Origin of the sequence: Rhizobium favelukesii (assembly GCF_000577275.2) — a bacterium.
In the GTDB taxonomy this organism is placed as follows: domain Bacteria; phylum Pseudomonadota; class Alphaproteobacteria; order Rhizobiales; family Rhizobiaceae; genus Rhizobium; species Rhizobium favelukesii.
The window spans coordinates 3,358,536-3,381,109 of record NZ_HG916852.1; the positions used below are offsets into that span (position 1 = coordinate 3,358,536).

Consider the following 22,574-nt stretch of genomic DNA (forward strand, 5'->3'; position numbering starts at 1 on the left):
CTCGCTCGCTTCGCAGCCCGATCCTAGTCGAACTTCTCAGTCGTATCTGCCTTCCCCTTCACCCAATAGCCAGACGCCTTGATCCAGTGCAGCGGATAGCCTCTTTCGGCGACCAGATAGTCGCGGACGGCGCGCGTGACCGAAGCCTCCGCCGCGACCCAAACGAAGGTCCCGGGCTCGATGTCCATGTTGCGCAAGATCGTCAGCAGCGGCCCGGCGTCCGTCGCATCCGAAAGAGGACGGTCCGCCCAATGCAAATGCAGGTCCGCCTTGGTTTCGAAGATCTGTCTCTCCGCCGGACCGGCCACCGCAGTGATCGCGGTGATCACTGTACCGGTGTCGCATTCTTCGATCCGACGTCCCATCGCCGGCAAGGCAGTCTCATCGCCGATCAGCAGCCAGCGGGTCACGCTGGCGGAGACCACCGCCGAGCCGCGCGGCCCACCGATAGCTAGCGTATCGCCCCGGGACGCATCGATCGCCCATTGGGTCACCGGACCCGCCTCATGCAACGCAAAGTCGATCGTCAATGTGCGGGCATCGTTGTTGTACCGCCGAGGCGTGTAGTCGCGGCGCGCTTCGCCCTTTGCCGCGGGAACGAAAATCTTCAAGTGATCGTCGGGCGCTAGGCTGACGAAGTCCGCGAGATCGTCACCCGTGAGGACGATGCGGCGCATGCCCGGTGTGATATCGGTGACTTCGGCGACGGTCAGGGCGCGGCGACGCAAGTCGTGGCGAACCCGTTCGATCTGTGGAGCCGGCAGGCTGTGAGTTGGGTTTTGATTGTTATCCATCGTGTCCTTCGGAGGCTCGTTACCCCGATCCGCAGGACACAGTCGCGCAGATCGGAGCCGCAGAGCGGTTCGATCATACGCGTTGAGTGACGTTAACGCTTACGTGACCGAGGTGCTCGGCCATTGACGAACGCGATGTAATCGACATCTCAGGGCTGTGCAACAACCGCCGGCGGTAAATGTCGATTGTTGCGAAAGTTTAACTTTGATGCTGGCGTCATCCGGTCAAGACTTCCCGGGCGACGACCGCTCAAGTGGGTGGCGTGGCCCTGAAAACGCGCGCACCGCGAGGGACTGACAATGGACCGCAAGATCCACGACGTACTTGAAGCCTACCATGTCATGATCCGAAAGGAGCAAAGCAGTCCGCGCGAGCTTCCTCCCGGCGGCCGCGATGGAGGGCAGGACATGCGCTTGCGTGCGGTCGGTCGCGAAACCGGACAGCTTATCAACATCCTCGCCAAGTGCCTCAAAGAGCCGGTCATTCTCGAGCTCGGCACATCCTTCGGCTATTCAGGCATCTGGCTGGCGGAGGCTGCCCGGGCCGCGGGCGGAAAGCTGATCACGATGGAACTGCACGAGTACAAGTCGGCACATGCCAAGGAGATGGCGACAAAGGCGGGACTTGCCGATTGGATCGATTTCAGGATCGGTGACGCGGTGCAGATGATCAGCGAGCTCACGGATGGCATCGACTTTGTCCTGGTGGATCTCTGGAAGGACTTGTACCTGCCATGCCTGGAGGCCTTTTACCCTAAGCTCAATCCCGGCGCGATCGTCGTTGCCGACAACATGCTGCGTCCGGGCGACGAGAACGTCAGGCGGTATGGCGCAGATATCCGGGCCAAGCCGGGCATTACCAGTGTGCTTCTGCCGGTCGGTAGCGGCATCGAGGTCAGCCGCTTTGGTGGGTGAAATCAAAACCGGCAGCGCGGGCCATTCAAGCCTGATCGGCCAGGCTTGGATCGGCAAAAAGCGTGCCGTCAGCAGCCCCGAAACAGGTTCTGATGGCAACCACGATCCAGATCCCCGATAGCGCGACGACCAGAACTCCGCCAAAGATGGCGATCGCCGGGAGATGAACCACCGCCGCCAGGCGCAGCGTGGCAACCGCATAGACTCCGATCGGGAAGGTATATCCCCACCAGCCGAGATTGAACGGGGGGCCGTTCAGCAGGTAGCGCGCAGTCGTGGCGAGCGCTATGCCCAGCCACCACAAGCCATAGGCCCAGAGCAGGATTGCACCGAGGAGGGCGGCACCGGACATTGCACCGGCGAAGACGCCGAGACCGTTGGCGATAAGCACCGCGTTCCCGTTCAGGGTAAAAAGGATCAGTCCGAGCGCGCCGGTCCCGATCGGACCGAGCGACAGGAAAGCGGTCGACGCCATGTGAGCCGGAGGCAGCTTGTGGAGGACCATGCGCAGGAAGAGGATGGTGAGCAGCCCCAGCGCCAGCGGCACCGAACAGGCCCAGAGCACGTAGCTCGCAAACAGCACCGTCATCTGGCCACTCGCGCCGGGAATATGCGGAAGAAGCAGGCCGCCGCTTGCCGCGGTCACTTCGCAGGCAACGATCGGCAACAGCCAGACCGCACTCATCTCTTCGAAGACATGGTTCTGCCGAGTGAACATGGCAAATGGGATGGCCAGTCCGGCAAGCACGGCGAGCGCGGCATCAAGCCACCAGAGGCCGATGGCGACGGGAACGGCCGCTTCGCCAAACCACGTCAAGCCGAAGATGACCGTTCCGTTGACGATCGTCGCAAGCCCCATGGGAATGCACCCGAAGAACATCGATACGACGGGGTGTGAGAAAGCGCGCAAGGCCTCGCGCGGGTGTCGGATCCATTTGCCGGCATAAAGGATCGAAAGACAGGCAAACAGGACGATATTCGAGAGCCATAGAACCTCCCCGGCCGCAACCAATGCCGGTGCATTCGGGAACTGTGCGAGGCAGACGGCAAGAATGCCTGTGCCCATCGTCGCCGCGAACCAGTTCGGCGTAAAATGCAGGACGCACCGGCGTCCTTCAGATTGCGTGGGTCGAATGCCCAGGTCGGTGAATGCGGTCATGGCCATATCCTTAAAAGCGTTGTCCATCGATACGCCCACAGATCAATCGATTCTAACGAATTGTAATTCTAGTTACGTTCGATAAAATCGAATGATCGATTCACAGCGAATGATCCCTTGACCCTCGAACAGCTTCGAATTTTCGTGGAGGTCGCCACCCGCCAGCACATCACCCAGGCAGCGGCCCACCTCAACATGACGCAATCGGCCGTCAGCGCCGCAATCACTGCGCTTGAACGCAGGCATCACGTTGCGCTGTTTGATCGCGTCGGACGCTCGATCGTGCTGAACCAGACCGGACGCGTGTTCCTCAAGGAGGCGCAAGCCGTCCTTGCGAGCGCGCGCGCTGCCGAAGCCGCCTTGATGGATCTGTCGGGCCTCATGCACGGTGAACTGTCGATCATGGCGAGCCAAACCGTCGCCGGCTATTGGCTGGCCCCACGTCTCGCGGACTATCGCAACCTCTACCCCGGCATCGCGCTCAAGGTTCTCATCGGCAATACGGAGGAAGTCACCGACGCCGTAGCGCAGGGAAGGGCAGAGATCGGCCTCATCGAATGGCCGCAGGAACGCCGGAGCCTGTCGGCCAGAAGGATTGCCACTGACGAGATGATCGTGATCGTCGCGCCTCGACACCCCTGGGCCGACGGCAAACCGCTAACCGTCGACGACTTCCCGAAGACGGCTTGGATCCTGCGCGAGACCGGTTCGGGAACCCGCCGCGCATTCGAGAGCCTACTGGAAACAGCCGGGTTGACGGCCGCCGCGCTGGATATTCCAATGTCGCTGCCGGGCAACGAAACGGTGATCGGCATCGTTGAGACTGGACTAGGGGCAACGCTGATGTCACGAAGCATCGCGGCCCCTTTCCTGCGGGCTGGAACTCTCAAGGAGGCGAACATCCCGCCCCTACCCCGCCCGTTCTTTCTGCTGCGCCATCAGGAACGCTATCGCAGCAAGGCTGCCGACACCTTCGATGCGATGATTTCAGCCACGGGCTCCGACAAGCAAGGGTGAGGCGCCGCCCTCGATCAGAGCCTGCGCCTCGGCCTGCAGCATCGGCCTGCCAAGCAGGAAGCCTTGCACCTCGCTGAAGCCTTCGGCGCGCAATTTCTGCAACTGCTCCTCGGTCTCGATCCCTTCCGCAAGCGTCGTTGCATTGAAGCCGGAGCCGATACCGACGACCGCACGTACGATCGCCAGATTACCCGGATCCGTTTCGATGCCTGAGACGAAGCTGCGGTCGAGCTTGATCTTGTCGAAGGCAAAGGCCCGCAAGTAGCTCAAGGACGAATAGCCGGTGCCGAAATCGTCAATGGCGATGCGGATGCGAAGTTCCTTCAATGCCCGCAGCAGCGGCAGGCTTTGCTCGACGTCGGCCAGGAAGACGGATTCTGTAATCTCGATCTCGAGGCGTTCCGGAAAAAGGCCGGTCTCGTCGAGTGCGGAGACGACCGTCGCAAGCAGGCTATTGTGCCGGAACTGGCACACGGAGAGATTGACCGCGATCTTCAAATGATTGGGCCAGGCGGCCGCCGCCCGGCAGGCTTCGCGCAACACCCACTCGCCGATCTGAATGATGAGGCCTGTTTCCTCTGCGATAGGGATGAATTCCATCGGCGGAACCAGCCCTCGGACGGGATGGCGCCAGCGGATCAAGGCCTCGAAGCCCGCCAAGCCATCGTCATCGAGTTGCACGATCGGCTGGTAGTGAAGTTCGAACTGGCCTTTTAGCAGCGCCTCGTGAAGTTCGGCCGTGAGCATGTGCCGGCGCTCTGCTTCCAGACGCATTTCCGGCACATAGAAGCGGTAGGTCGAGCGGCCGCTCTCCTTGGCTGCATAGAGCGCAAGGTCCGCGTTGCGCATCAGGACATCGTCGTCCTCGGTATGTTCAGGCGCAAGCGCAATGCCGATGCTACAGGTGACGTGCTCGTTGACGCCGTCGAGATCAAACGGGGTCGATAGCGATCTAAGCAGACGTTCGGCAAAGCGTTCGATGCTCTCGCGTCGCTGCAAGCGCAAAAGCAGCGCGAATTCATCGCCGCCGAGGCGAGCGACGAGATCGCCGTCTGCCACCAGTTGCATCAGACGTGCGGCGACCTGGCAGAGCAACGCATCGCCTGCCGCGTGGCCCTTGCTGTCATTGATGTGCTTGAAATGGTCGACATCGAGGTAAAGCAACGCCAGCGGGTTTTGCGCCGTGGCGATCGGTGCTTCCCGCTGGATATGATCGGCAAAGAATGCCCGGTTCGGCAGGCCGGTCAGTGCATCATGCATTGCCATGTAGGCGAGACGTGCCTCGACCGACCGCTCCTCGGTCACGTCCTGGGAAATGCCGAGCACATAGCGCGGCGCTCCGCCATCCGGTGCGGGAAGTGCACGCTTGATCGTCCGCAGGATCCGCGGCGCCCCATCGGCGCGCTCAATCGTCTCCTCGAAGCTGATGGTTGCTCCGGCCCCAAGAGCCCTAGAGTCCTGCTCGCGAAAAATGGCCGTTTGCCTGTCGTCGAATAGGATGCAATCGCTCTGGCCGACAATGTCTTTCGGGTCATAGCCGACGATGCCGCCGCAAGCCTCGTTGAAAAGGATGTAGCGGCCGTCTTCGTCCCATGTCCTTCACGAAGACGCCGACGGGCAGGTTGTCGACGATGCTGTCTAGCATCGAGCGCGTATCGCTCACCTGCTGCTGGGCTGCGTTGACCTCGGTCCGGTCCTGAACGATCGCGAGGATCGCATCCCGCCCGTCAAAACGAACCGCCCGCCCATAGGTAAGGACTTCCAGGGTTTCGCCGTTGGCCTTCACGTGCGTCCAACGCTCGGCGCGTTCCATGTCGGTTTTGCGCTGCACGGCATCGAGCATTCGCTTGCGCTCCTGCTCCGGCCGGATGTCGAGGACCGTCATGCGCGCATAGTCCTGGCGCGAATAGCCATAGAGATCGACAGCAGCGTTGTTGACGATCAGGAAGCGAAGGCTGCCGGGATCGTAAACCCACATCGGCGAGGGATGGGTTGCAAACAGCGACCGAAAATCGTCGTTCGGCGCATCGATCGGAACAAATGCTTTTTGAAGACCGGTCATGAGGAAATCACATGAAACAATGGCAGCGGATCGGCAGGTTATAGACAGAAAAGCTAAATAAAATCAGAATCATAGTGCGCACAAACTTTAGGCGAAACGCCTTTAGATTGGGCAGCATGTCTTCCGGCTCTGTTGTCGTTTCTTTAGCTTATCGATCCGGTATCCATCGTCAGTGATGGGCGTGACTGCACTGACCGTGATCCGCCAGAACCTCGATGACCCGGCACTGATCGACGCGACCATGACCGCAGCCTTCCACCATCAGTTCCAGTTCCGCCTTCAAGGCCATCAGGCTTCGGATTCTCTGCTCGACTTCGACGAGACGGGCCTTGGCGATCGCGTCCGCAGAAGCGCAGGACTGATGTGGATCGTCCTGCAGTGTCAGGAGCGCGCGGATCGCTTCCACCTCGAAACCAAGCTCGCGGGCATGACGGATGAAGGCCAGCCTGCGCAGATCTGCGGGCTCGTAGGAGCGTTGATTGCCCTCGCTGCGGTTTGGCGCCGGCAGGAGGCCGATGCTTTCGTAGTAGCGGATCGTCGGAACCTTGACGCCGCTTTTTCGGGAGGCCTCGCCGATCGTGATCTTTTTCATGATTTTCCTCTTGCACCTCTAGTCGCTAGAGCGATGTAGGAAGGATGCCTCTGTCTGACAAGGAAGCGGATCATGGGTGAAACGGTCGAGAAACGTTACAGGGTTGGCGGCATGGATTGCGCTGGCTGCGCAGCCAAGATCGACACTGCCGTCCGGCGTATGCCAGGCGTCGAAGACGTTTCGGTCTCCGTGACGGCAGGAACGATGACGGTGCGCCACGATGGCAACAGCGACCTTGTCGCGATCGAAAGGAAAGTGACGAGCCTCGGCTATTCCGTCTCTCAGGTCGCCGGAAGGTTGCCGGCAGAAACACCACCGGCAAATCATGCACACCAGCACCACGACCACACTGATCATGACCATGACCATGATCATGCTAACCACGATCACACAGGTCGGGAACACACCGAGGAAAAGGCGACGGACGCACCGGAGGGCCTCCACGGTCACGACGTCCCAATCGCTGGACCTTGGTGGCAAGGCAAGAAGGGCCGCCTGACAATCCTTTCCGGCGCAGCGCTCGTTGTCGCCTACGTCATTGGTCACCTCGTGCCGGCAATTGCGCCCTATGCATTCATCGTGGCGATGCTCGTCGGGCTTGTTCCAATCGCCCGGCGCGCCGTCGTCGCCGCCTTCGCAGGCACACCCTTCTCGATCGAGATGCTGATGACGATCGCGGCGGTCGGCGCGGTGATCATCAATGCAGGCGAGGAAGCCGCGACAGTGGTCTTCCTGTTCCTGGTCGGCGAACTGCTGGAAGGTGTCGCCGCCGGCAAGGCGCGCGCGAGCATCCAGTCTCTGACGACCCTGGTTCCGAAGCGTGCCTTCCTCGAAGAGGGTGGTGCGACCCGGGAAGTGCTGGCCGAGGGCCTCGCCGTCGGTTCGACCATTCTGGTTCGTCCGGGCGACCGCATCGCGGCTGATGGCACCATTCTGTCCGGCGAGAGTGCAATCGACGAAGCGCCGGTCACCGGCGAGAGTACGCCAGTGCGCAAAGGCGAAGGCGACATGGTTTTTGCCGGTACCGTCAACGGTGACGCAGCGCTTCGGGTAAAGGTGACGGCGGCGGCGGCCGACAACACGATTGCACGCGTCATCCGTCTCGTGGAGGAGGCGCAGGAATCCAAGGCGCCGACGGAGCGCTTCATCGATCGTTTCTCTCGCTATTACACGCCTGGCGTCGTCGTCGTTGCAGCCCTCATTGCCATCCTGCCACCGCTTCTTGCAGGCGGCGCCTGGGACGAGTGGATCTACAAGGGCCTCGCCATATTGCTGATCGGTTGCCCCTGCGCACTGGTGATTTCGACCCCGGCCGCAATTGCCGCCTCGCTTTCTTCGGGAGCGCGCCGTGGCCTGCTGCTGAAGGGTGGCGCGGTCCTCGAGACGCTTGGCAAAGTCACCGCCGTCGCCCTCGACAAAACAGGCACGCTGACGGAAGGCAAGCCGCAGGTGACTGATGTGATTGCTTTCGGACTGGACGAAGCCGAAATCCTCAAATATGCCGCCGCCCTTGAGACAGGGTCTAGCCATCCGCTGGCGCTGGCGATCCTGGCAAGGGCAACGGCCTCGGGGATCACGCTCCCCGCAACGACAGACGCCAAGGCTCTAGGGGGCAAAGGCATTGCCGGGAGGGTCGAGGGCCAGCCGGTGTTCTTCGGGTCTCCCAAGGCCGCCGGCGAGCGAATTCCTCTTTCGTCCGATCAGACGGCGCGCATCACCGCGCTCAACGACGATGGAAAGACGGTTTCGGTGCTCGTCGTCGGCGACACGCTGGCAGGAGCCATTGCCATGCGCGACGAACCGCGTGACGACGCCAAGTCCGGCCTCGAGGAATTGACTGAGGCAGGCATCAAGATCGTCATGCTCACCGGCGATAACCGCCGCACCGCCGAGGCCATTGGCAAGCAGCTCGGCATCGAGGTGCTCGCCGAGCTGATGCCGGAGGACAAGCAGCGCATCGTGAACGAGCTGAAGCGTGATGGTTTGATCGTTGCCAAGGTTGGGGACGGTATCAACGACGCTCCGGCGCTTGCTACAGCCGATGTCGGTATCGCCATGGGTGGCGGCACCGATGTGGCGCTCGAAACTGCCGACGCCGCCATCCTGCATGGCCGCGTCAGCGATGTTTTGGCATTGATCGCGCTTTCCAAGCGCACCATGCGCAACATCGTCGAAAACATCACCATCGCGCTCGGCCTGAAGGCCGTGTTCCTGGTGACCACCATCGCTGGTATCACCGGCCTGTGGCCCGCGATCCTCGCCGACACCGGCGCCACGGTACTGGTCACCATCAATGCGCTGAGACTGCTGAAACCGGCCAAATAAGGATCGCCGGTCTCGCGTCCATCCACAGCGAGCGTCGGTCACTGAGACATCGGTCGTTCGTTCTACCGTTTCTCTCCGAGGTACTGAAACAGTGTCCGCCTCCAACGCTGGTCGTGGATTGCCTCGAGGACGGCAACGTCGATTGCCTTGCGATATCCAGGAAGCCGATGGTTGCCGAGTTGGCCAGCGTCCCGACGCGCACGTTCGGCAGATCCTCCACGCCGTTGACCAGCCCGCGCATCTGCCTGGTCGTCAATGCGGACGTGACGCTGGCTGTAAAAACTGCGATCGTGATGATCGAGACCACCATCCAGATAATCGCGAGCGCCCTGCCCGCGATCGTGATCGGTCCGCGATGTCCGGTGCTGGCTTGCGTCATTGCCTCCGCGGACCACCAAATGCTCGCGCCCAATCCGCGTCCCACCGTTCCTCCGAAGTCGTAGTTATGGCGCCGCTCAAACAGCCATACCAGCGCGCCGACGAGCAGCGAGATGCCGATCAGCGCTCCTGCCGCCTGCAGGAAGCCCGCTGAGATCATCGTCCGGATGATTTCGCGCCACACCGACACGCTGTTGACGGATACCGCGATCCCCAGGCCGGTATCGTAGAAAGGCTGGCTGAAATCCACGCTGCGTTCGCGTTCGGCCGTGATCGTGATCGCCGCCACGGAAACATCGTAGTCGCGCCCCGCGACGTCGCTTCGATGAGCTTCTGGACATCAGGTTCTTCGGAGTCCGAGCTTTTGTGCAACCTCGCGCCAGAGCTCGATAGAAATGCCGCTCCAATTGCCGTCAGCATCCTTCATCGCGAAGGGCGGCGCCTCCTTGGTACCGATAACAAGCTCTCGCTGAGGAAAGTCCTACCTTTTTGTTTGCTGCGGCATCTTCACCAACCGCAGCTGCGCCGAGCGCCGCGAGACCAATTAGCGCGCGCCCGACATAGCGGAGCGCGCCGTGCAGCCAATTGCGTCCGCTGCTCGCGTCAAACACTGCAAGGGAGACTGCCATCATACCCGTTCCACCAGCCTCCAACGCCCGAAAAGAACCGCCCGCAGGGCCCCCCAGTCCGCGCGATCGCCGGCTGGTCACCCCCGTTGGGCGGTGCTCCGAAGCGAGCCAGGGAAGTGCGGAAATTGGAAGTACGTTACGGTAAAATTGCTCTTGGCTTAATGGCGTTGGTGTGCCTGCAAACCTCTTGCGCCGTTTACCCTTGGAATTTGCACGCGGCCTGGAACATTTTGCGCGCTAGGGAGTTAACGTTAAGAGGAGGTGTAACATGACGAATGACTTCAACAAACCAAACCCGATGAATACCTCAGCGTCCAAGAGCAAGACGCTATGGATTGTTTTAGCAGCCATTGTCGTTATCGTAGCTCTAGCAGCGACTTACTGGCCGAGATCACAGAGCAGCTCGACCGCGACAGCTCCGAACGCACCGGCCCCGACCACTTCCGAGCCGGCTTCGCCGCCACCCGCATCGACTACACCGGCAACACCGCCGGCAGCTAATCCGCCAGCAGCGAATGCGCCCGCTGAGGCTCCGGCAACTCCTGCGGCTCCTGCCGCTCCGGCTCCTGCCGCTCCGGCTCCTGCGAACCCGCAGTAATCGCGAGCCCGCTTGCTCAGGCGGGCTTTACTGGTTCCCCAGAATAGAGGCCGGCTGTTGGACTTAGTTCGCGCCGGCCTTGAGGACACGATGCGTGCTGGCATCGAGCGCATTGCCCGCCTCCCTGCCGTCCCTGGCAAGACCATTCGCCGCGTTTGCGCAGGACGAGAGGCCGATTAGCGATGCAAGCGCAATGGCGATAGCGACGGCTGACTTTGTCATGGCAGCTCCCGAATTGACCATGAAAGAACGATAGTCGCCCGCGTGACGGTGATCAACTTGGACGACTGAGAGGCAAAACGAGAAAACCCGGCGCAAGGTTCCCACGCCGGGTTTTCTCATTGCCTTGGGAGCAAACTCAATCGACCGCAAAGACCAGCGGCTTTGCCTGGCGGATCGCCGTGTTTGCCGTCAGCTTGGCAAGCACCTCATCGCCAATCGGACCATCGACGTAAAGCAGCGCGATCGCATCCCCACCCTGCTTGTCACGGCCGAGTTGGAAATTCGCGATATTGACGCCGGCGGTGCCAAGCGTCGTGCCGATGAAGCCGATCATGCCGGGCACGTCGGTGTTGGTGATGTAGACCATGTGCGAGCCGACGTCGGCATCGAGGTTGATACCCTTGATCTGGATGAAGCGCGGCTTGCCGTCCGAGAACACCGTACCAGCGATGGAACGGGTCATCGAATCGGTCTTGACGGTCAACTTAATGTAGCCGTCGAACACGCCGGTCTTGTCCCGCTTGACCTCGGAGAGCACGATGCCCTTTTCCTTGATCATGATCGGCGCGGAGACCATGTTGACGTCGGCAACCTGCGTGCGGATCAAGCCGGCAAGCAGTGCGCTCGTCAGGGCGCGCGTGTTCATCGTGGCTGTCGCACCGTCGAAAAGGATCTCGATTTCCTTGATCGGCTCTTCGGTAACCTGGCCGACGAAGGCGCCGAGAACGTCGGCGAGCCGGATGAACGGCTTAAGGATCGGTGCTTCTTCCGCGGTGATCGACGGCATGTTGATGGCGTTGGAAACGGCACCCTTCACCAGGTAGTCCGACATCTGCTCGGCAACCTGCAGCGCTACGTTTTCCTGCGCTTCCGTGGTCGATGCGCCGAGATGCGGGGTGCAGACGACGTTCGGCAGGCCGAAAAGCGGGCTTTCCTTGGCCGGCTCGACTTCGAAGACGTCGAAACCGGCACCAGCGACATGGCCGGACTTGATGGCTTCGGCAAGGGCCGCCTCGTCGACGAGACCGCCGCGAGCGCAGTTGATGATGCGAACGCCGGGCTTTGTCTTCGCAAGGTTTTCAGCGCCGAGAATGCCGCGCGTCTTGTCCGTCATCGGCACATGCAGGGTGATGAAGTCGGCCTTGGCCAGCAGCTCGTCGAGCTCAACCTTGGTGACGCCCATTTCCTCGGCGCGTTCCTTCGAGAGGAAGGGGTCGTAGGCCAGAACGTGCATCTTCAGGCCGATGGCGCGCGCGCAGACGATCGAGCCGATATTGCCGGCACCGATGACGCCAAGCGTCTTGCCGGTGATTTCGACACCCATGAACTTCGACTTTTCCCACTTGCCGGCCTGCGTCGAGGCATCGGCAGCTGGCATCTGGCGGGCGACCGCAAACATCAGCGCAATGGCATGCTCGGCCGTGGTGATCGAGTTGCCGAACGGCGTGTTCATGACGATGATGCCGCGGCGCGAGGCGGCCGGAATATCGACATTGTCGACGCCGATGCCGGCGCGGCCGATGACCTTGAGGTTGGTCGCAGCAGAAATCAGCTTCTCCGTCGCCTTCGTGGCGGAGCGGATGGCGAGACCGTCGTAATTGCCGATGATTTCGGCGAGCTTGTCCTTGTCCTTGCCAAGCTGCGGCTGGAAATCGACTTCGACGCCGCGATCACGGAAGATCTGGACGGCGGTTTCCGACAGTTCGTCGGATACGAGAACGCGAGGTGCCATTGGGGGCTTCCTTCAAAAGTGTTCAGCGATGGATGAAATCAGGAATGCGAGGCTCCGCCCGTTCGGCGGAGCCGGATGCGATCAGCTCAGGCAGCAGCCTGGGAAAGCGTTGCCTTCTGCGTCTCGAAGGCCCAGGAAAGCCACGGCATCAGCTTCTGCATGTCGGCGGTTTCGATCGTGGCACCGGCCCAAATGCGCAGGCCCGACGGCGCGTCGCGATAATGGCCTATGTCGTAGGCGACACCTTCCTTGTCGAGCAGGCTGACGATGCCCTTGGCGAAGTTCGCCTGGCCATCGGCATCGAGCGCCAGAACGCCCTTGTCGACGATCTTCAGGCAAACGGAGGTGTTGGAGGCCGTCTCCGGCTTCACGGCCAGGTTGGCGATCCAATCGTTGGCGGCCACGAAATCGGCGATGACCTTGGCGTTCGCATCGGCGCGGGCCATCAGGCCCTTGAGCCCACCAACGTCCTTCGACCACAGCAGGGCATCGATATAATCCTCGACGCACAGCATGGACGGCGTGTTGATGGTCTCGCCGCTGAAGATGCCTTCGATCAGCTTGCCGCCCGAGGTCAGGCGGAAAATCTTCGGCAGCGGCCAGGCCGGTGCGTAGTTGAGCAGACGCTCGACGGCTCGCGGCGACAGGATGATGACGCCATGTGCCCCCTCGCCGCCCAGAACCTTCTGCCAGGAGAAGGTGACGACATCGAGCTTGGCAAAATCGAGGTTCTGCGCGAAAGCCGCCGAGGTCGCGTCGCAGATCGTCAGGCCGTTGCGATCGGCGGGGATGAAATCGGCGTTCGGAACGCGGACGCCCGAGGTCGTGCCGTTCCAGGTGAAGACCACGTCGCGGTCAAAATCGATGCTCGAAAGATCCGGCAGCTCGCCATATCCGGCTTCGATCTTGCGGACGTCCTTCAACTTCAGTTGCTTGACGACGTCGGTGACCCAGCCCGCGCCGAAGCTTTCCCAGGCGACCATGTCGACGCCGCGCTCACCGAGCAATGACCAGAGCGCCATTTCGACAGCGCCGGTGTCAGATGCGGGAACGATGCCAATGCGGTAGTCCGCCGGCACTTCCAGAATTTCACGGGTAAGATCGATGGCCTGCTTCAGCTTCGTCTTGCCGACCTTCGCACGGTGCGAACGGCCAAGGGCCGCGTCGGAAAGAGCTTCAAGCGTCCAACCGGGGCGCTTCGAGCAAGGGCCAGAAGAAAAATGAGTATTGTTCGGACGTACGTCCGGCTTTGCGGTCTTCGCCATGTGCTATCCTTCCAGATAGATAGCTCCTCGTTGGGGAGGAGTGTCCCGCCGCCGTCGTTATAGGGCGGTGAGATCGAAGTCAAGCAACCGGCGTCGCAACGAGAGAAATTTTTGGCGTGTCCGCGTCATCGCGTCGCAGATCAGCCGGCCCTACCAGCCGGCGATGCGCAGGCCGACGCGGACTTCGTGCCGGGTCATCCCGTCATCGCGCCCGCTTGCCGAGGAGGGACCTGTAAACATGCTACCGCCGGCAATATCGGAAAAGCGATAGCCAAGATCGACCTTGATGTTGTCGGTGACTTCATAGCTGACGCCAACCATCAGTGCATAGGTGAAGCGCCAGCTATTTTCTCCGTTGAAATCTTGCCGGGCAAAGGTGGCTCCCGCGCATGTCGAGGCGACGTCGACGCACTCCGGTTGGGATCTCACACTCCCCCATCTGACGTTTGTTATCCCGACGCCGGCACCGACATAAGGGGTGAAGCCGGCAACGGTCGCAAGGTCGGCATAGCCGTTTGTCATGATGCCATACGCCCGAACATCGGCACGCGTGCCGTAGGAGCAACCGGTTCCGGCAGGAGCGGAGGCCGCACATGGCAGATCGAGGCGTGCTGTACCGGTAAAATCGCTTTTGAAGAAATCTGTCGTTAAATCGGCACGCCAGATGTCGGTGAATTGATAACCGATCCCGACGCCACCGGAAACGGGCTGGGAGAAGCGCGCCGGATCGAACTCGCCGGCGTCGGCACCACCGACGTGATACGTTGGCTTTTCGTTGCCCGTCCACGGCGCGTAGCCAAGGTCACCCCGAAGATACCATCCGCTCGTCATGGAGCCGCCGGCGATGCTAACCTCCGGTACGTCCGTGATGAGCGGTTCTTCCGCCGCCACCGGACTGCCGAGCAGCACAAGGCTTGCTACAGTGGCGAGGATCACTTTGGACGATTTCATTGGAAATTCCCGGCCGGGCAATGAAACGCCCGCATGACTGACTAGCGGACATTATTCCAGCGAGATGCTAACGCGCGGTTAACCATATTTGTTAACTGCAATCAGCGTTCGGCCCATGCGAAAAAGGCTGCCGTGAAGGCAGCCTTGCAAGTGAGAACTCGCACGACAAAGAACGTGGCTGGCTATTGCAATGAGTAGCGCAAGGCGAGTTTGAAATCGTGCGAAGTAATGTTGTCGAAATGCATCGGCCCAGTGTTCACCGTGTTGTCATATGAGCGGATCCGGCCGGTCTGTGCATCGCCAAGATCAAGGTAGGTGTAACCGAAATCGACGGTGAGACGATCTGTCACCTGATAGCCGAGACCCGCATGCAGCGCCCAGGCAAAGTTCCAGGTGGAGTCGCTGTCGGCATAAGCGACGCCCTGGGTCGGGACGTTGACGTCCCTGAAACCGGAGATCGTGTTGCGGGAGGTACCGACACCGGCCCCGACATACGGCGTAATGCCGTACCAGGTGCCTAGATCGACATAGGCGTTGGCCATCAGCAGCCATTCCGACTTGGCACCGTCGTAATCATTCGTGGCATCCCAAACAGCCGTCCCCGTTGCATCGGTGTGTCCATAGCGATCGAGTGCGGAGAAGTCGGCTTTGCCGCGATACTGGACGATTGCGTCGGCGCGTAGCCACTGGTTGAATTGATAACCTACACCCAATCCACCAAGCGGCGCGCTGTCGAAGCCGCCATCGTCCAGAAATTCATGGAGCTCCACGTCGTCAAACAATTCTTGCTGCAACCCGCCAAGGCGCTGGTTGCTCATGCCCAATTCGCCGCGCAAATACCATCCGCCGAAGACAGGCGCCGGTGCCGGCGGATCGACATAGAGATCGGCCGCGAGAACTGGGGGAGTTCCCAGCACCACCGCAGCCACGGCAATCAAAAATCTCTTCATAATAATTCTCCAGGAACACAAATAATCCGCGTGTCAGTCGACCGCATCCGGCTCTTATTCGTCCCGAAGTCTTACAAATCAGAGTTAATGTCCGATTAAATTTACAAGATATTCATCATGACCTTATGCGAAAAAGGGCATAGCGGGGTCGAATCGACATCCGCCATGCACGGCCGCCTTCACGCCGCGTCGCGCACCCCACCGATCACGCCAGTCAGATCATTGACGATGCGTTCAATCTGGGCGCGGTCGTCGCCCTCGGCCATGACACGGATCAGTGGCTCGGTGCCGGACGGACGGATGACGAGGCGGCCGTTCTTGGCAAGCTCGGCCTCCGCATCGGCGATCGCCTTCTGCACCCGGATATCCTCCAGGGGCTTGCCGCCGGAAATGCGGACGTTGCGCAGCAGCTGAGGTACCGGATCGAAGCGACGGCACACTTCGCTCACCGTCTTGCCGGTCCGCTTGACCGCAGCAAGGATCTGCAAGGCGGCCACCAGACCGTCGCCAGTCGTGCCGTAGTCGGACAGCACGATGTGGCCGGACTGCTCGCCGCCGACATTGTAGTTGTGCTGGCGCATGTGTTCGACGACGTAGCGGTCACCGACCATCGTACGGACAAGACCAAGTCCCTTATCGCCGAGGAAGCGCTCCAGCCCGAGATTCGACATGACGGTCGCGACGATACCACCGCCGCGAAGCTGCTGGTTCTCGGCATAGCTTTCGGCGATAACGGCCATCAGCTGGTCGCCGTCGACGACCGCGCCGTTCTCATCGACGATGATGACGCGGTCGGCGTCGCCATCGAGCGCAATGCCAATATCGGCGCGCACTTCATCGACCTTCTTCTGCAGTGCGACCGGGCTCGTAGAGCCACAATTGAGATTGATGTTCGTGCCGTTCGGCTCGTTGCCGATGGTCACGACGTCAGCGCCGAGCTCCCAGAGAACGGCGGGAGCCACCTTGTAGGCCGCCCCGTTTGCGCAATCGATCGCGATCCTCAAGTCCTGCAATGTCACGTCGCGCGGCAGCGTGCGCTTGGCATGCTCGATATAGCGGTCGTGCACGCCATCAACGCGCTTGGCGCGGCCGATATCGTCGGCCTTGGCAAGCTGCGTCGACAGATCCTTTTCGAGCAGATCCTCGATCTGCGATTCCAGATCGTCGGACAGTTTGTAGCCATCAGGCCCGAAGAGCTTGATGCCATTGTCCTGATAGGGATTGTGGGAGGCAGAAATCATGACACCGATGTCGGCGCGCAGAGACCGCGTCAGCATGGCCACGGCCGGAGTCGGGATAGGACCGAGAACAAACGCATCCACACCGGCAGCGGTGAAGCCGGCGACCATCGCGTTTTCCAACATGTAGCCCGAAAGGCGCGTGTCCTTGCCAATGACGACGCGGTGACGGTGGTTGCCTCGGCGAAAGATCGTCCCAACTGCAATGCCGACCCGCATCGCGAGATCCGGTGTCATCGGAAACACGTTGGATTGGCCGCGAATGCCGTCCGTACCGAAATAGCGTCTTTTCATATGCACCCCTGTGCCTTGGCGCGCCTTCAGGCTGCGCATTATTGCTTGCAAAAATCACGCCGCCACAGGCGGAATGTCGCTACAAGAGCCTCGAATGAGGCCTCCCTATGTCACCGGCATGACATAAATCGCCGTGACCATCACGTAAATTCGCAAGAAAACCCATTACATCGCGTTACCGACGCAAAAGGCCGGAGTCCACAATGGACCCCGGCCTTTCAGTCATTTTCAAGAGAAATCAATGTGGCTGCGGCTCCAAGCCAGCTTCCGGCTCGTCACCCTTTGTCGCCGGCCGCGTACCGGTCTTCGGCACAGCCGAACCCCGGCTGGGCGGCGCATCGTCGCCGAGATCGCGGGAAGGCTTCTCGCCACGAATCAGCGCCTTGATTTCTTCGCCAGTTAGCGTTTCGTATTCGAGGAGCCCTTCGGCGATCGCCACGAACTCGTCGTGATTTTCCGTCAGGATCTGGCGTGCCTCGGTATAGGCTTCCTCGATCAGTCGGCGCACTTCGCTGTCGATCTTCTGCGCCGTGGATTCGGAGACGTTCTTCGACTGCGAAACGGAATGGCCGAGGAACACCTCCTGCTGGTTTTCGCCATAGGCGACCTGCCCGAGCACGTCGGAGAAGCCCCACTGGGTGACCATGGCGCGGGCAAGCTTGGTGGCCTGCTCGATATCCGAGGATGCACCCGAGGTGATGTTCTCCTTGCCGAAGGTCAGCTCTTCCGCAATGCGCCCGCCCATCATGATGACGAGGCGCGAGACCATCCACTTGTAGCTCATCGAGTAGCGGTCGCCCTCGGGGAGCTGCATGACCATGCCGAGCGCACGGCCGCGCGGGATGATCGTCGCCTTGTGCAGCGGATCGGCAACCGCAACCTTAAGCGCGGTGATGGCATGACCGGCTTCGTGATAAGCTGTCAGCTTCTTTTCGGCTTCGGTCATGGCGGACGAGCGACGCTCGGCACCCATCATGATCTTGTCCTTGGCGTCTTCGAATTCCGCCATGGTGACGACACGCTTGTTGCGGCGTGCAGCCATCAGGGCAGCTTCGTTGACGAGGTTCATCAGGTCGGCACCGGAGAACCCGGGCGTACCGCGAGCCAGAACCTTCAGATCAACATTCGGCGCCAGCGGCACGTTGCGGGCATGCACCTTGAGGATGCGCTCACGGCCGACGATGTCGGGGTTTGGAACGACGACCTGACGGTCGAAACGGCCCGGACGCAGCAGCGCCGGATCGAGAACGTCGGGACGGTTCGTCGCTGCGATCAGGATGATGCCTTCGTTTGCTTCGAAGCCGTCCATTTCGACCAGCAGCTGGTTGAGCGTCTGCTCGCGCTCATCGTTACCGCCGCCGAGACCGGCGCCGCGATGACGACCGACGGCGTCGATTTCGTCAATGAAGATGATGCAAGGCGCATTCTTCTTGGCCTGTTCGAACATGTCGCGGACACGGCTTGCGCCGACGCCGACGAACATTTCGACGAAATCGGAACCCGAGATCGTGAAGAACGGAACGTTTGCTTCGCCAGCGACAGAGCGAGCGAGCAGCGTCTTACCGGTGCCCGGAGGGCCAACCAGGAGTACGCCGCGCGGAATCTTGCCGCCGAGGCGCTGGAACTTCTGCGGATCGCGCAGGAATTCAACGATTTCCTCGAGGTCCTGCTTGGCCTCATCAACGCCTGCAACGTCATCGAAGGTCACGCGGCCATGCGCTTCGGTCAGAAGCTTGGCCTTGGACTTGCCAAAGCCCATCGCGCCGCGCGAGCCGCCCTGCATCTGCCGCATGAAGAACAGCCAGACGCCAAGGATCAGAAGCATCGGCAACAGCGTGCCGATATAGCTCAGGAAGCCCGACGAACCATCGGTTTCCGGGCGCGCGGAGACGAGAACGTTCTTCTGCTGCAGGCGATCGAGCAGGTTGTCGTCGACGACAGGCGTATAGGTCTGGAAGGTGGTGCCATTTTCAACATAGCTACCGGAGACGCGGTTGCCCGTGACGACGACTTCCTTGACGCGGCCCGCATCCACTTCCCGCAGGAATTGCGAGTATGGGATTTCGCGGGAGCTGGTCTGCGCCGGCGACGTCTGGAACATGCTGAACAGAGCAATCAGCAGCAGCGCTATGATTGCCCACAAGGCGAAATTACGTAAGTTAGGGTTCATCGAACTCCCCAGCACTGGAACAGCCGCCTCATGGCGACCGTCTTATTTGGCCTCTAACATAGGATTGCCTCAGGGGAATGCCAAGGCAAACTGGACTGTTAGATAGATTTTCCGTCAATAAGACCTAAAGGCGGTTTTGGATAGGGGCGTGTTCCAAAGGCAGCCGCAAGGCTATCGGCGAAGATGAAATCAAATCGTGTCAAAAAACGGTCGAAGGGCGAAAAATAGGGTGTGACACGGACTTTCTCGGCAACATTGCCGGGAGCCTCGTGTCCTGCCACGTCGACGATACCCGGCGCGGCCGCCAGGGCTCGCCTGGTGACGCCCCTGGGGAGTTGACCGCTCTGCGCCGCCGTTGCGCCAGCAACGATGCCGATTTCCGTTGGAGCCGCATTTTCAACCAGGAACCGGCCGTCCCAGACAGCGCGCGCGGCGGGTGCCAGTGTCAACGGCAGGATGCCGCGGTTTTCGCGGACAAGGAAGAGGCCGTCGCGCCGAAGGTCGAACACCACCCTGCCCGCGGTCATCCGGCCCAACTCACCTTTTGCGATAAGAGCCAGCACGTCGTCCGTCTGCTTGCGGCCAAGTGCGAACACCTGCCCGCCAAACACTGCGGCAAGGCGCGCAAAGGCATAACCAAGAATCTCGCGATCGGCCGCTAGCCCGGCCGGGATCACTTGGCCGATCAAGGGAGAATGCACGATAAAATACTGATCCAACCATTTCGACGCCACAGTAGCGACGCTTAACCGCAGATCACCCGCGCCGTCCGGAGCCGGGACAACGTCCGCCTCTTCAGCAAGGCGCGATCGCATCCGCACACGTTCGTACTTCGGGTCATCATTGCTTGGGTCGTCGATCCAGGCGACCTGCCGTGCGCGAAGGTAATCACGGATCGCCTCCCGCCGGCAGCCGAGCAGCGGTCGAGCGACCCAAAGGCGCCGATCGAAAAGGACGAGATCCGCAATGCCGGTATTTGGCTGCTCTGAACGTCGCGAGCGCATGGCGAGTGTCTCGCGCTGGTCATCGGCCGTGTGCGCAGTCACGACAATGTCCGCATTCAGGCTTTCAGCGGCATCGGCAAGCAGAGCGTAACGGGCGTCGCGTGCTGCCGCCATCATACCGGTCTTCGGCTTTTCGCCACGCCATGTCGTGATGAGGTGCGGGATATCAAGCGACCGACAGAAGGCTGCAACCTGGTGCGCCTCCTCGGCCGATTCTGTGCGCAATGCATGGTCGACTGTTACGGCACAAAGAGAGATTTTCAAATTGGCTGTGGCCTTAAGAGCTTCGGCGAGCGCCAGAAGCAGGCCGGTTGAATCGCTTCCGCCCGAAATCGCGACAAGGATACGCGAGGGCTTGATCAGCGAACCAAGGAAACGGCGTGCTGCCGTCTCTGGTAGAAGGGGACCGTCCGGGCGCAAAACCGGAAGACCTTAGCAGGCGAGACGCTTTTGCTCGCTGGCAACCTTGGTTATCACGGCGCGCGAAGCCTTGGGATAACGCTTCGAGACTTCCCGCAGCGTCGCGCATGCGGTTTCCGTGTTGTCGAGCGCGGCAAGCGACATGCCGAGCTTGAGAAGCATTTCCGGCGCCTTTTCAGAGCTGCCATACTTCTTGTGCGCATCGAGGAACGTCTTGGCAGCCTCGTTGTACTTGCCTTGCGAGTAGAGCGCCTCGCCAAGCCAGAAGTTGGCATCGGCGGCGCGAGCGCTGGCGGGATACTGAGCGATATACTGGGTGAACTCCTGCTCGGCCGTCGAGTAGTCACCCGACAGCACGTGGCCGTAGGCAGCCTTGTACTGGTCGGCTTCGCTGCCGAGGGAGGCAGTCTGCGACGAACGGCCGGAATCGACGCCCGGAAGCGGGCGGGATCCAACTGTGGCACCCTCGTTGACCGAGCCGCCGATCGGATTGCCGCTCTGGTCGAACTCCATCGAACCGAGCTGTTTCGGCGGCTGGCCGAGGCCCTCGTTTGCGGGAACGTCGGTCGAGGGAGCCGTTTCGGCTCCCTGCGGTGCTTGGATAACGCGGGCGACATCGTCGCCACCGCTCCGACCTTGAGCCGGAGGAGGTACATCTGCCTCACTCTTTTTCATCGTCTTGGAGTTGCTGCCGGCACTACCGCCACCGCCGCCCTTCTCCAACTCCTGGAAACGGAATTCGTTGTCTTCCTGCGCCTTGCGGATCGTTTCCTGCATCTGCAGGAGCTGGAAGCTCATCTCCTCGATGCGGCCGTTCAGCTGACGCAGCTGCTCTTCCAACTGCTGGACGCGGACTTCGGCGCCGCCGGCCTGCACGTTTACAACCGGTGCCTGCGGCTGTCGATCCGCGGCCTTGCCGCCGATCTCCCAACCCAAAAGCGACGTCGCATTGGCCGATTGGCCCGCCCCGGCCACGGCCGCGAGACACAGCATGCCCGCAACGACAAGTTTTTTCATATGGTTCGTCCTGTCCCTGTGATTCTTCGCACCCATTGGCACGAACAGGAGATTTTTCCAATTGCTTTCAAAAAGCAACGGAAACTGGCCAAAGTGTGTTCAAAAAGAAAAGGCGGCCCGCGATGGAGCCGCCTTTCGAAATTGTAATATTTCCCGGTAATTACATGCCGGCGCCACCGAGAACGGTGACGGCACGGCGGTTCTGCGACCAGCAGGAAATATCGTCGCAGACGGCAACCGGACGTTCCTTGCCGTAGGAGATCGTCTTCATGCGCTGCGCCGGAACGCCACGCGAAGCGAGGTAGTCCTTGGTGGCGGCAGCACGGCGAGCACCAAGAGCAAGGTTGTATTCGCGCGTACCACGCTCGTCGGCATGGCCTTCGACAGTGATGGCGTACTTCGGGTAGCGGGCGAGCCACTGAGCCTGACGGTCGAGCGTCTGGGAAGCGTCCGCGCGGATCGAGGTGGAGTCGGTGTCGAAGAAGATGCGATCGCCGACGTTGACGGTGAAGTCCTGAGCGGAGCCAGGCGTTGCGGCGCCGGCGCCAAGGCCGAGGTCGCCGGCACTGTTCGCCACGTTCTTCTTGTTCGCGCAACCGGCCAGAGCAAGACCGGCGACAAGCGCGATCATGACGGGGTTACGGGCGAAATTCTGCATGCGGCTCATTGCCGGGGTGTGAATTCGGCTCATGGCCGGTCTCCTTGCGACTTGATTAAGGTTGCCGGACTGTAACCTCGTTGGGTTAATCGGCACTCAAGAATTATGGTTAACGGATGGTTGATTTGTCCCTTAGTCGCCCCAATCAGGGATTTTTGCGGCGACAAAAAGGCACATCCACAGG

Annotated in this window: 18 protein-coding genes and 2 pseudogenes; 4 read left to right on the top strand and 16 right to left on the bottom strand. The window is 60.9% G+C overall.

All coding sequences use genetic code 11. From position 1 onward, the window contains the following. Positions 1 to 23: 23 nt before the first annotated feature. Positions 24 to 794 (bottom strand): siderophore-interacting protein, encoded by a 771-nt coding sequence (locus tag LPU83_RS55230; protein ID WP_024315437.1) that lies wholly within the window; start codon positions 792 to 794, stop codon positions 24 to 26. Positions 795 to 1,094: 300 nt separating this feature from the next. On the opposite strand from LPU83_RS55230, the gene LPU83_RS55235 reads away from it, so the two are divergent. Beyond that, positions 1,095 to 1,709 (top strand): O-methyltransferase, encoded by a 615-nt coding sequence (locus LPU83_RS55235; RefSeq protein ID WP_024315436.1) that lies wholly within the window; start codon positions 1,095 to 1,097, stop codon positions 1,707 to 1,709. Between the two features lie 25 nt (positions 1,710 to 1,734). Here LPU83_RS55235 and LPU83_RS55240 read toward each other — a convergent pair whose 3' ends face one another. Next, a complete protein-coding gene (locus tag LPU83_RS55240; RefSeq protein WP_024315435.1) occupies positions 1,735 to 2,868 on the bottom strand; it encodes a TDT family transporter in 1,134 nt (377 codons plus the stop codon). Between the two features lie 117 nt (positions 2,869 to 2,985). On the opposite strand from LPU83_RS55240, the gene LPU83_RS55245 reads away from it, so the two are divergent. Continuing rightward, positions 2,986 to 3,885: a LysR family transcriptional regulator gene (locus tag LPU83_RS55245; protein WP_024315434.1), complete on the top strand. Its 900-nt coding sequence runs from the start codon at positions 2,986 to 2,988 to the stop codon at positions 3,883 to 3,885. Here the strand turns inward: LPU83_RS55245 and LPU83_RS75380 are convergent. Beyond that, positions 3,856 to 5,947 (bottom strand): annotated as a pseudogene (locus LPU83_RS75380) (putative bifunctional diguanylate cyclase/phosphodiesterase). The gene LPU83_RS55245 and the pseudogene LPU83_RS75380 sit on opposite strands and share 30 nt — an antisense overlap. A 169-nt stretch (positions 5,948 to 6,116) precedes the next feature. Beyond that, a complete protein-coding gene (locus LPU83_RS55255) occupies positions 6,117 to 6,539 on the bottom strand; it encodes a MerR family transcriptional regulator (protein WP_024315433.1) in 423 nt (140 codons plus the stop codon). Between the two features lie 72 nt (positions 6,540 to 6,611). Here LPU83_RS55255 and LPU83_RS55260 point away from each other — a divergent pair, with 72 nt between their 5' ends. Continuing rightward, entirely contained in the window at positions 6,612 to 8,864 is a 2,253-nt protein-coding gene (locus LPU83_RS55260) for a heavy metal translocating P-type ATPase (RefSeq protein ID WP_024315432.1), read from the top strand. On the opposite strand, the gene LPU83_RS55265 is transcribed toward LPU83_RS55260, so the two are convergent. Then, the gene (locus LPU83_RS55265; protein WP_331000948.1) at positions 8,830 to 9,402 is read right to left on the bottom strand and encodes a hypothetical protein; all 573 of its coding nucleotides are present in this window, start codon (positions 9,400 to 9,402) and stop codon (positions 8,830 to 8,832) included. The two genes, LPU83_RS55260 and LPU83_RS55265, sit on opposite strands and share 35 nt — an antisense overlap. Positions 9,403 to 9,489: 87 nt before the next feature. Then, a pseudogene (locus LPU83_RS75385) lies at positions 9,490 to 9,669 on the bottom strand (transporter substrate-binding domain-containing protein); the annotation flags it as partial. 532 nt (positions 9,670 to 10,201) lie between these two features. Between LPU83_RS75385 and LPU83_RS55270 the strand changes: the two are divergent. Further along, complete coding sequence (locus tag LPU83_RS55270; protein ID WP_157997367.1) at positions 10,202 to 10,372, top strand: hypothetical protein; 171 nt, start codon at positions 10,202 to 10,204, stop codon at positions 10,370 to 10,372. 160 nt (positions 10,373 to 10,532) lie between these two features. Here LPU83_RS55270 and LPU83_RS55275 read toward each other — a convergent pair whose 3' ends face one another. The 10 genes from LPU83_RS55275 to pal all read right to left on the bottom strand — a co-directional run bounded on the left by LPU83_RS55275 (position 10,533) and on the right by pal (position 22,423). Beyond that, complete coding sequence (locus tag LPU83_RS55275) at positions 10,533 to 10,691, bottom strand: hypothetical protein (RefSeq protein WP_024315430.1); 159 nt, start codon at positions 10,689 to 10,691, stop codon at positions 10,533 to 10,535. Positions 10,692 to 10,827: 136 nt separating this feature from the next. Next, positions 10,828 to 12,423 (bottom strand): phosphoglycerate dehydrogenase, encoded by a 1,596-nt coding sequence (gene serA, locus LPU83_RS55280; RefSeq protein WP_024315429.1) that lies wholly within the window; start codon positions 12,421 to 12,423, stop codon positions 10,828 to 10,830. Positions 12,424 to 12,509: 86 nt separating this feature from the next. Beyond that, complete coding sequence (locus LPU83_RS55285) at positions 12,510 to 13,688, bottom strand: phosphoserine transaminase (protein ID WP_024315428.1); 1,179 nt, start codon at positions 13,686 to 13,688, stop codon at positions 12,510 to 12,512. 150 nt (positions 13,689 to 13,838) lie between these two features. Continuing rightward, entirely contained in the window at positions 13,839 to 14,639 is an 801-nt protein-coding gene (locus LPU83_RS55290; protein ID WP_024315427.1) for an outer membrane protein, read from the bottom strand. Positions 14,640 to 14,821: 182 nt separating this feature from the next. Beyond that, positions 14,822 to 15,589: an outer membrane protein gene (locus tag LPU83_RS55295; RefSeq protein ID WP_024315426.1), complete on the bottom strand. Its 768-nt coding sequence runs from the start codon at positions 15,587 to 15,589 to the stop codon at positions 14,822 to 14,824. Positions 15,590 to 15,768: 179 nt separating this feature from the next. Next, complete coding sequence (gene glmM, locus LPU83_RS55300; protein WP_024315425.1) at positions 15,769 to 17,121, bottom strand: phosphoglucosamine mutase; 1,353 nt, start codon at positions 17,119 to 17,121, stop codon at positions 15,769 to 15,771. 238 nt (positions 17,122 to 17,359) lie between these two features. Beyond that, positions 17,360 to 19,291, bottom strand: coding sequence for an ATP-dependent zinc metalloprotease FtsH (ftsH, locus tag LPU83_RS55305; protein ID WP_024315424.1), 1,932 nt, complete (start codon positions 19,289 to 19,291; stop codon positions 17,360 to 17,362). A 98-nt stretch (positions 19,292 to 19,389) separates the two neighbouring features. Next, positions 19,390 to 20,715 carry a tRNA lysidine(34) synthetase TilS gene (tilS, locus tag LPU83_RS55310; RefSeq protein WP_024315423.1) on the bottom strand — a complete coding sequence of 442 codons (1,326 nt, stop codon included), beginning with the start codon at positions 20,713 to 20,715 and terminating at the stop codon, positions 19,390 to 19,392. Positions 20,716 to 20,727: 12 nt separating this feature from the next. After that, positions 20,728 to 21,732: a tol-pal system protein YbgF gene (gene ybgF / locus LPU83_RS55315; protein ID WP_024315422.1), complete on the bottom strand. Its 1,005-nt coding sequence runs from the start codon at positions 21,730 to 21,732 to the stop codon at positions 20,728 to 20,730. A gap of 160 nt (positions 21,733 to 21,892) precedes the next feature. Continuing rightward, the gene (gene pal, locus LPU83_RS55320; protein WP_024315421.1) at positions 21,893 to 22,423 is read right to left on the bottom strand and encodes a peptidoglycan-associated lipoprotein Pal; all 531 of its coding nucleotides are present in this window, start codon (positions 22,421 to 22,423) and stop codon (positions 21,893 to 21,895) included. Positions 22,424 to 22,574 lie beyond the last annotated feature (151 nt).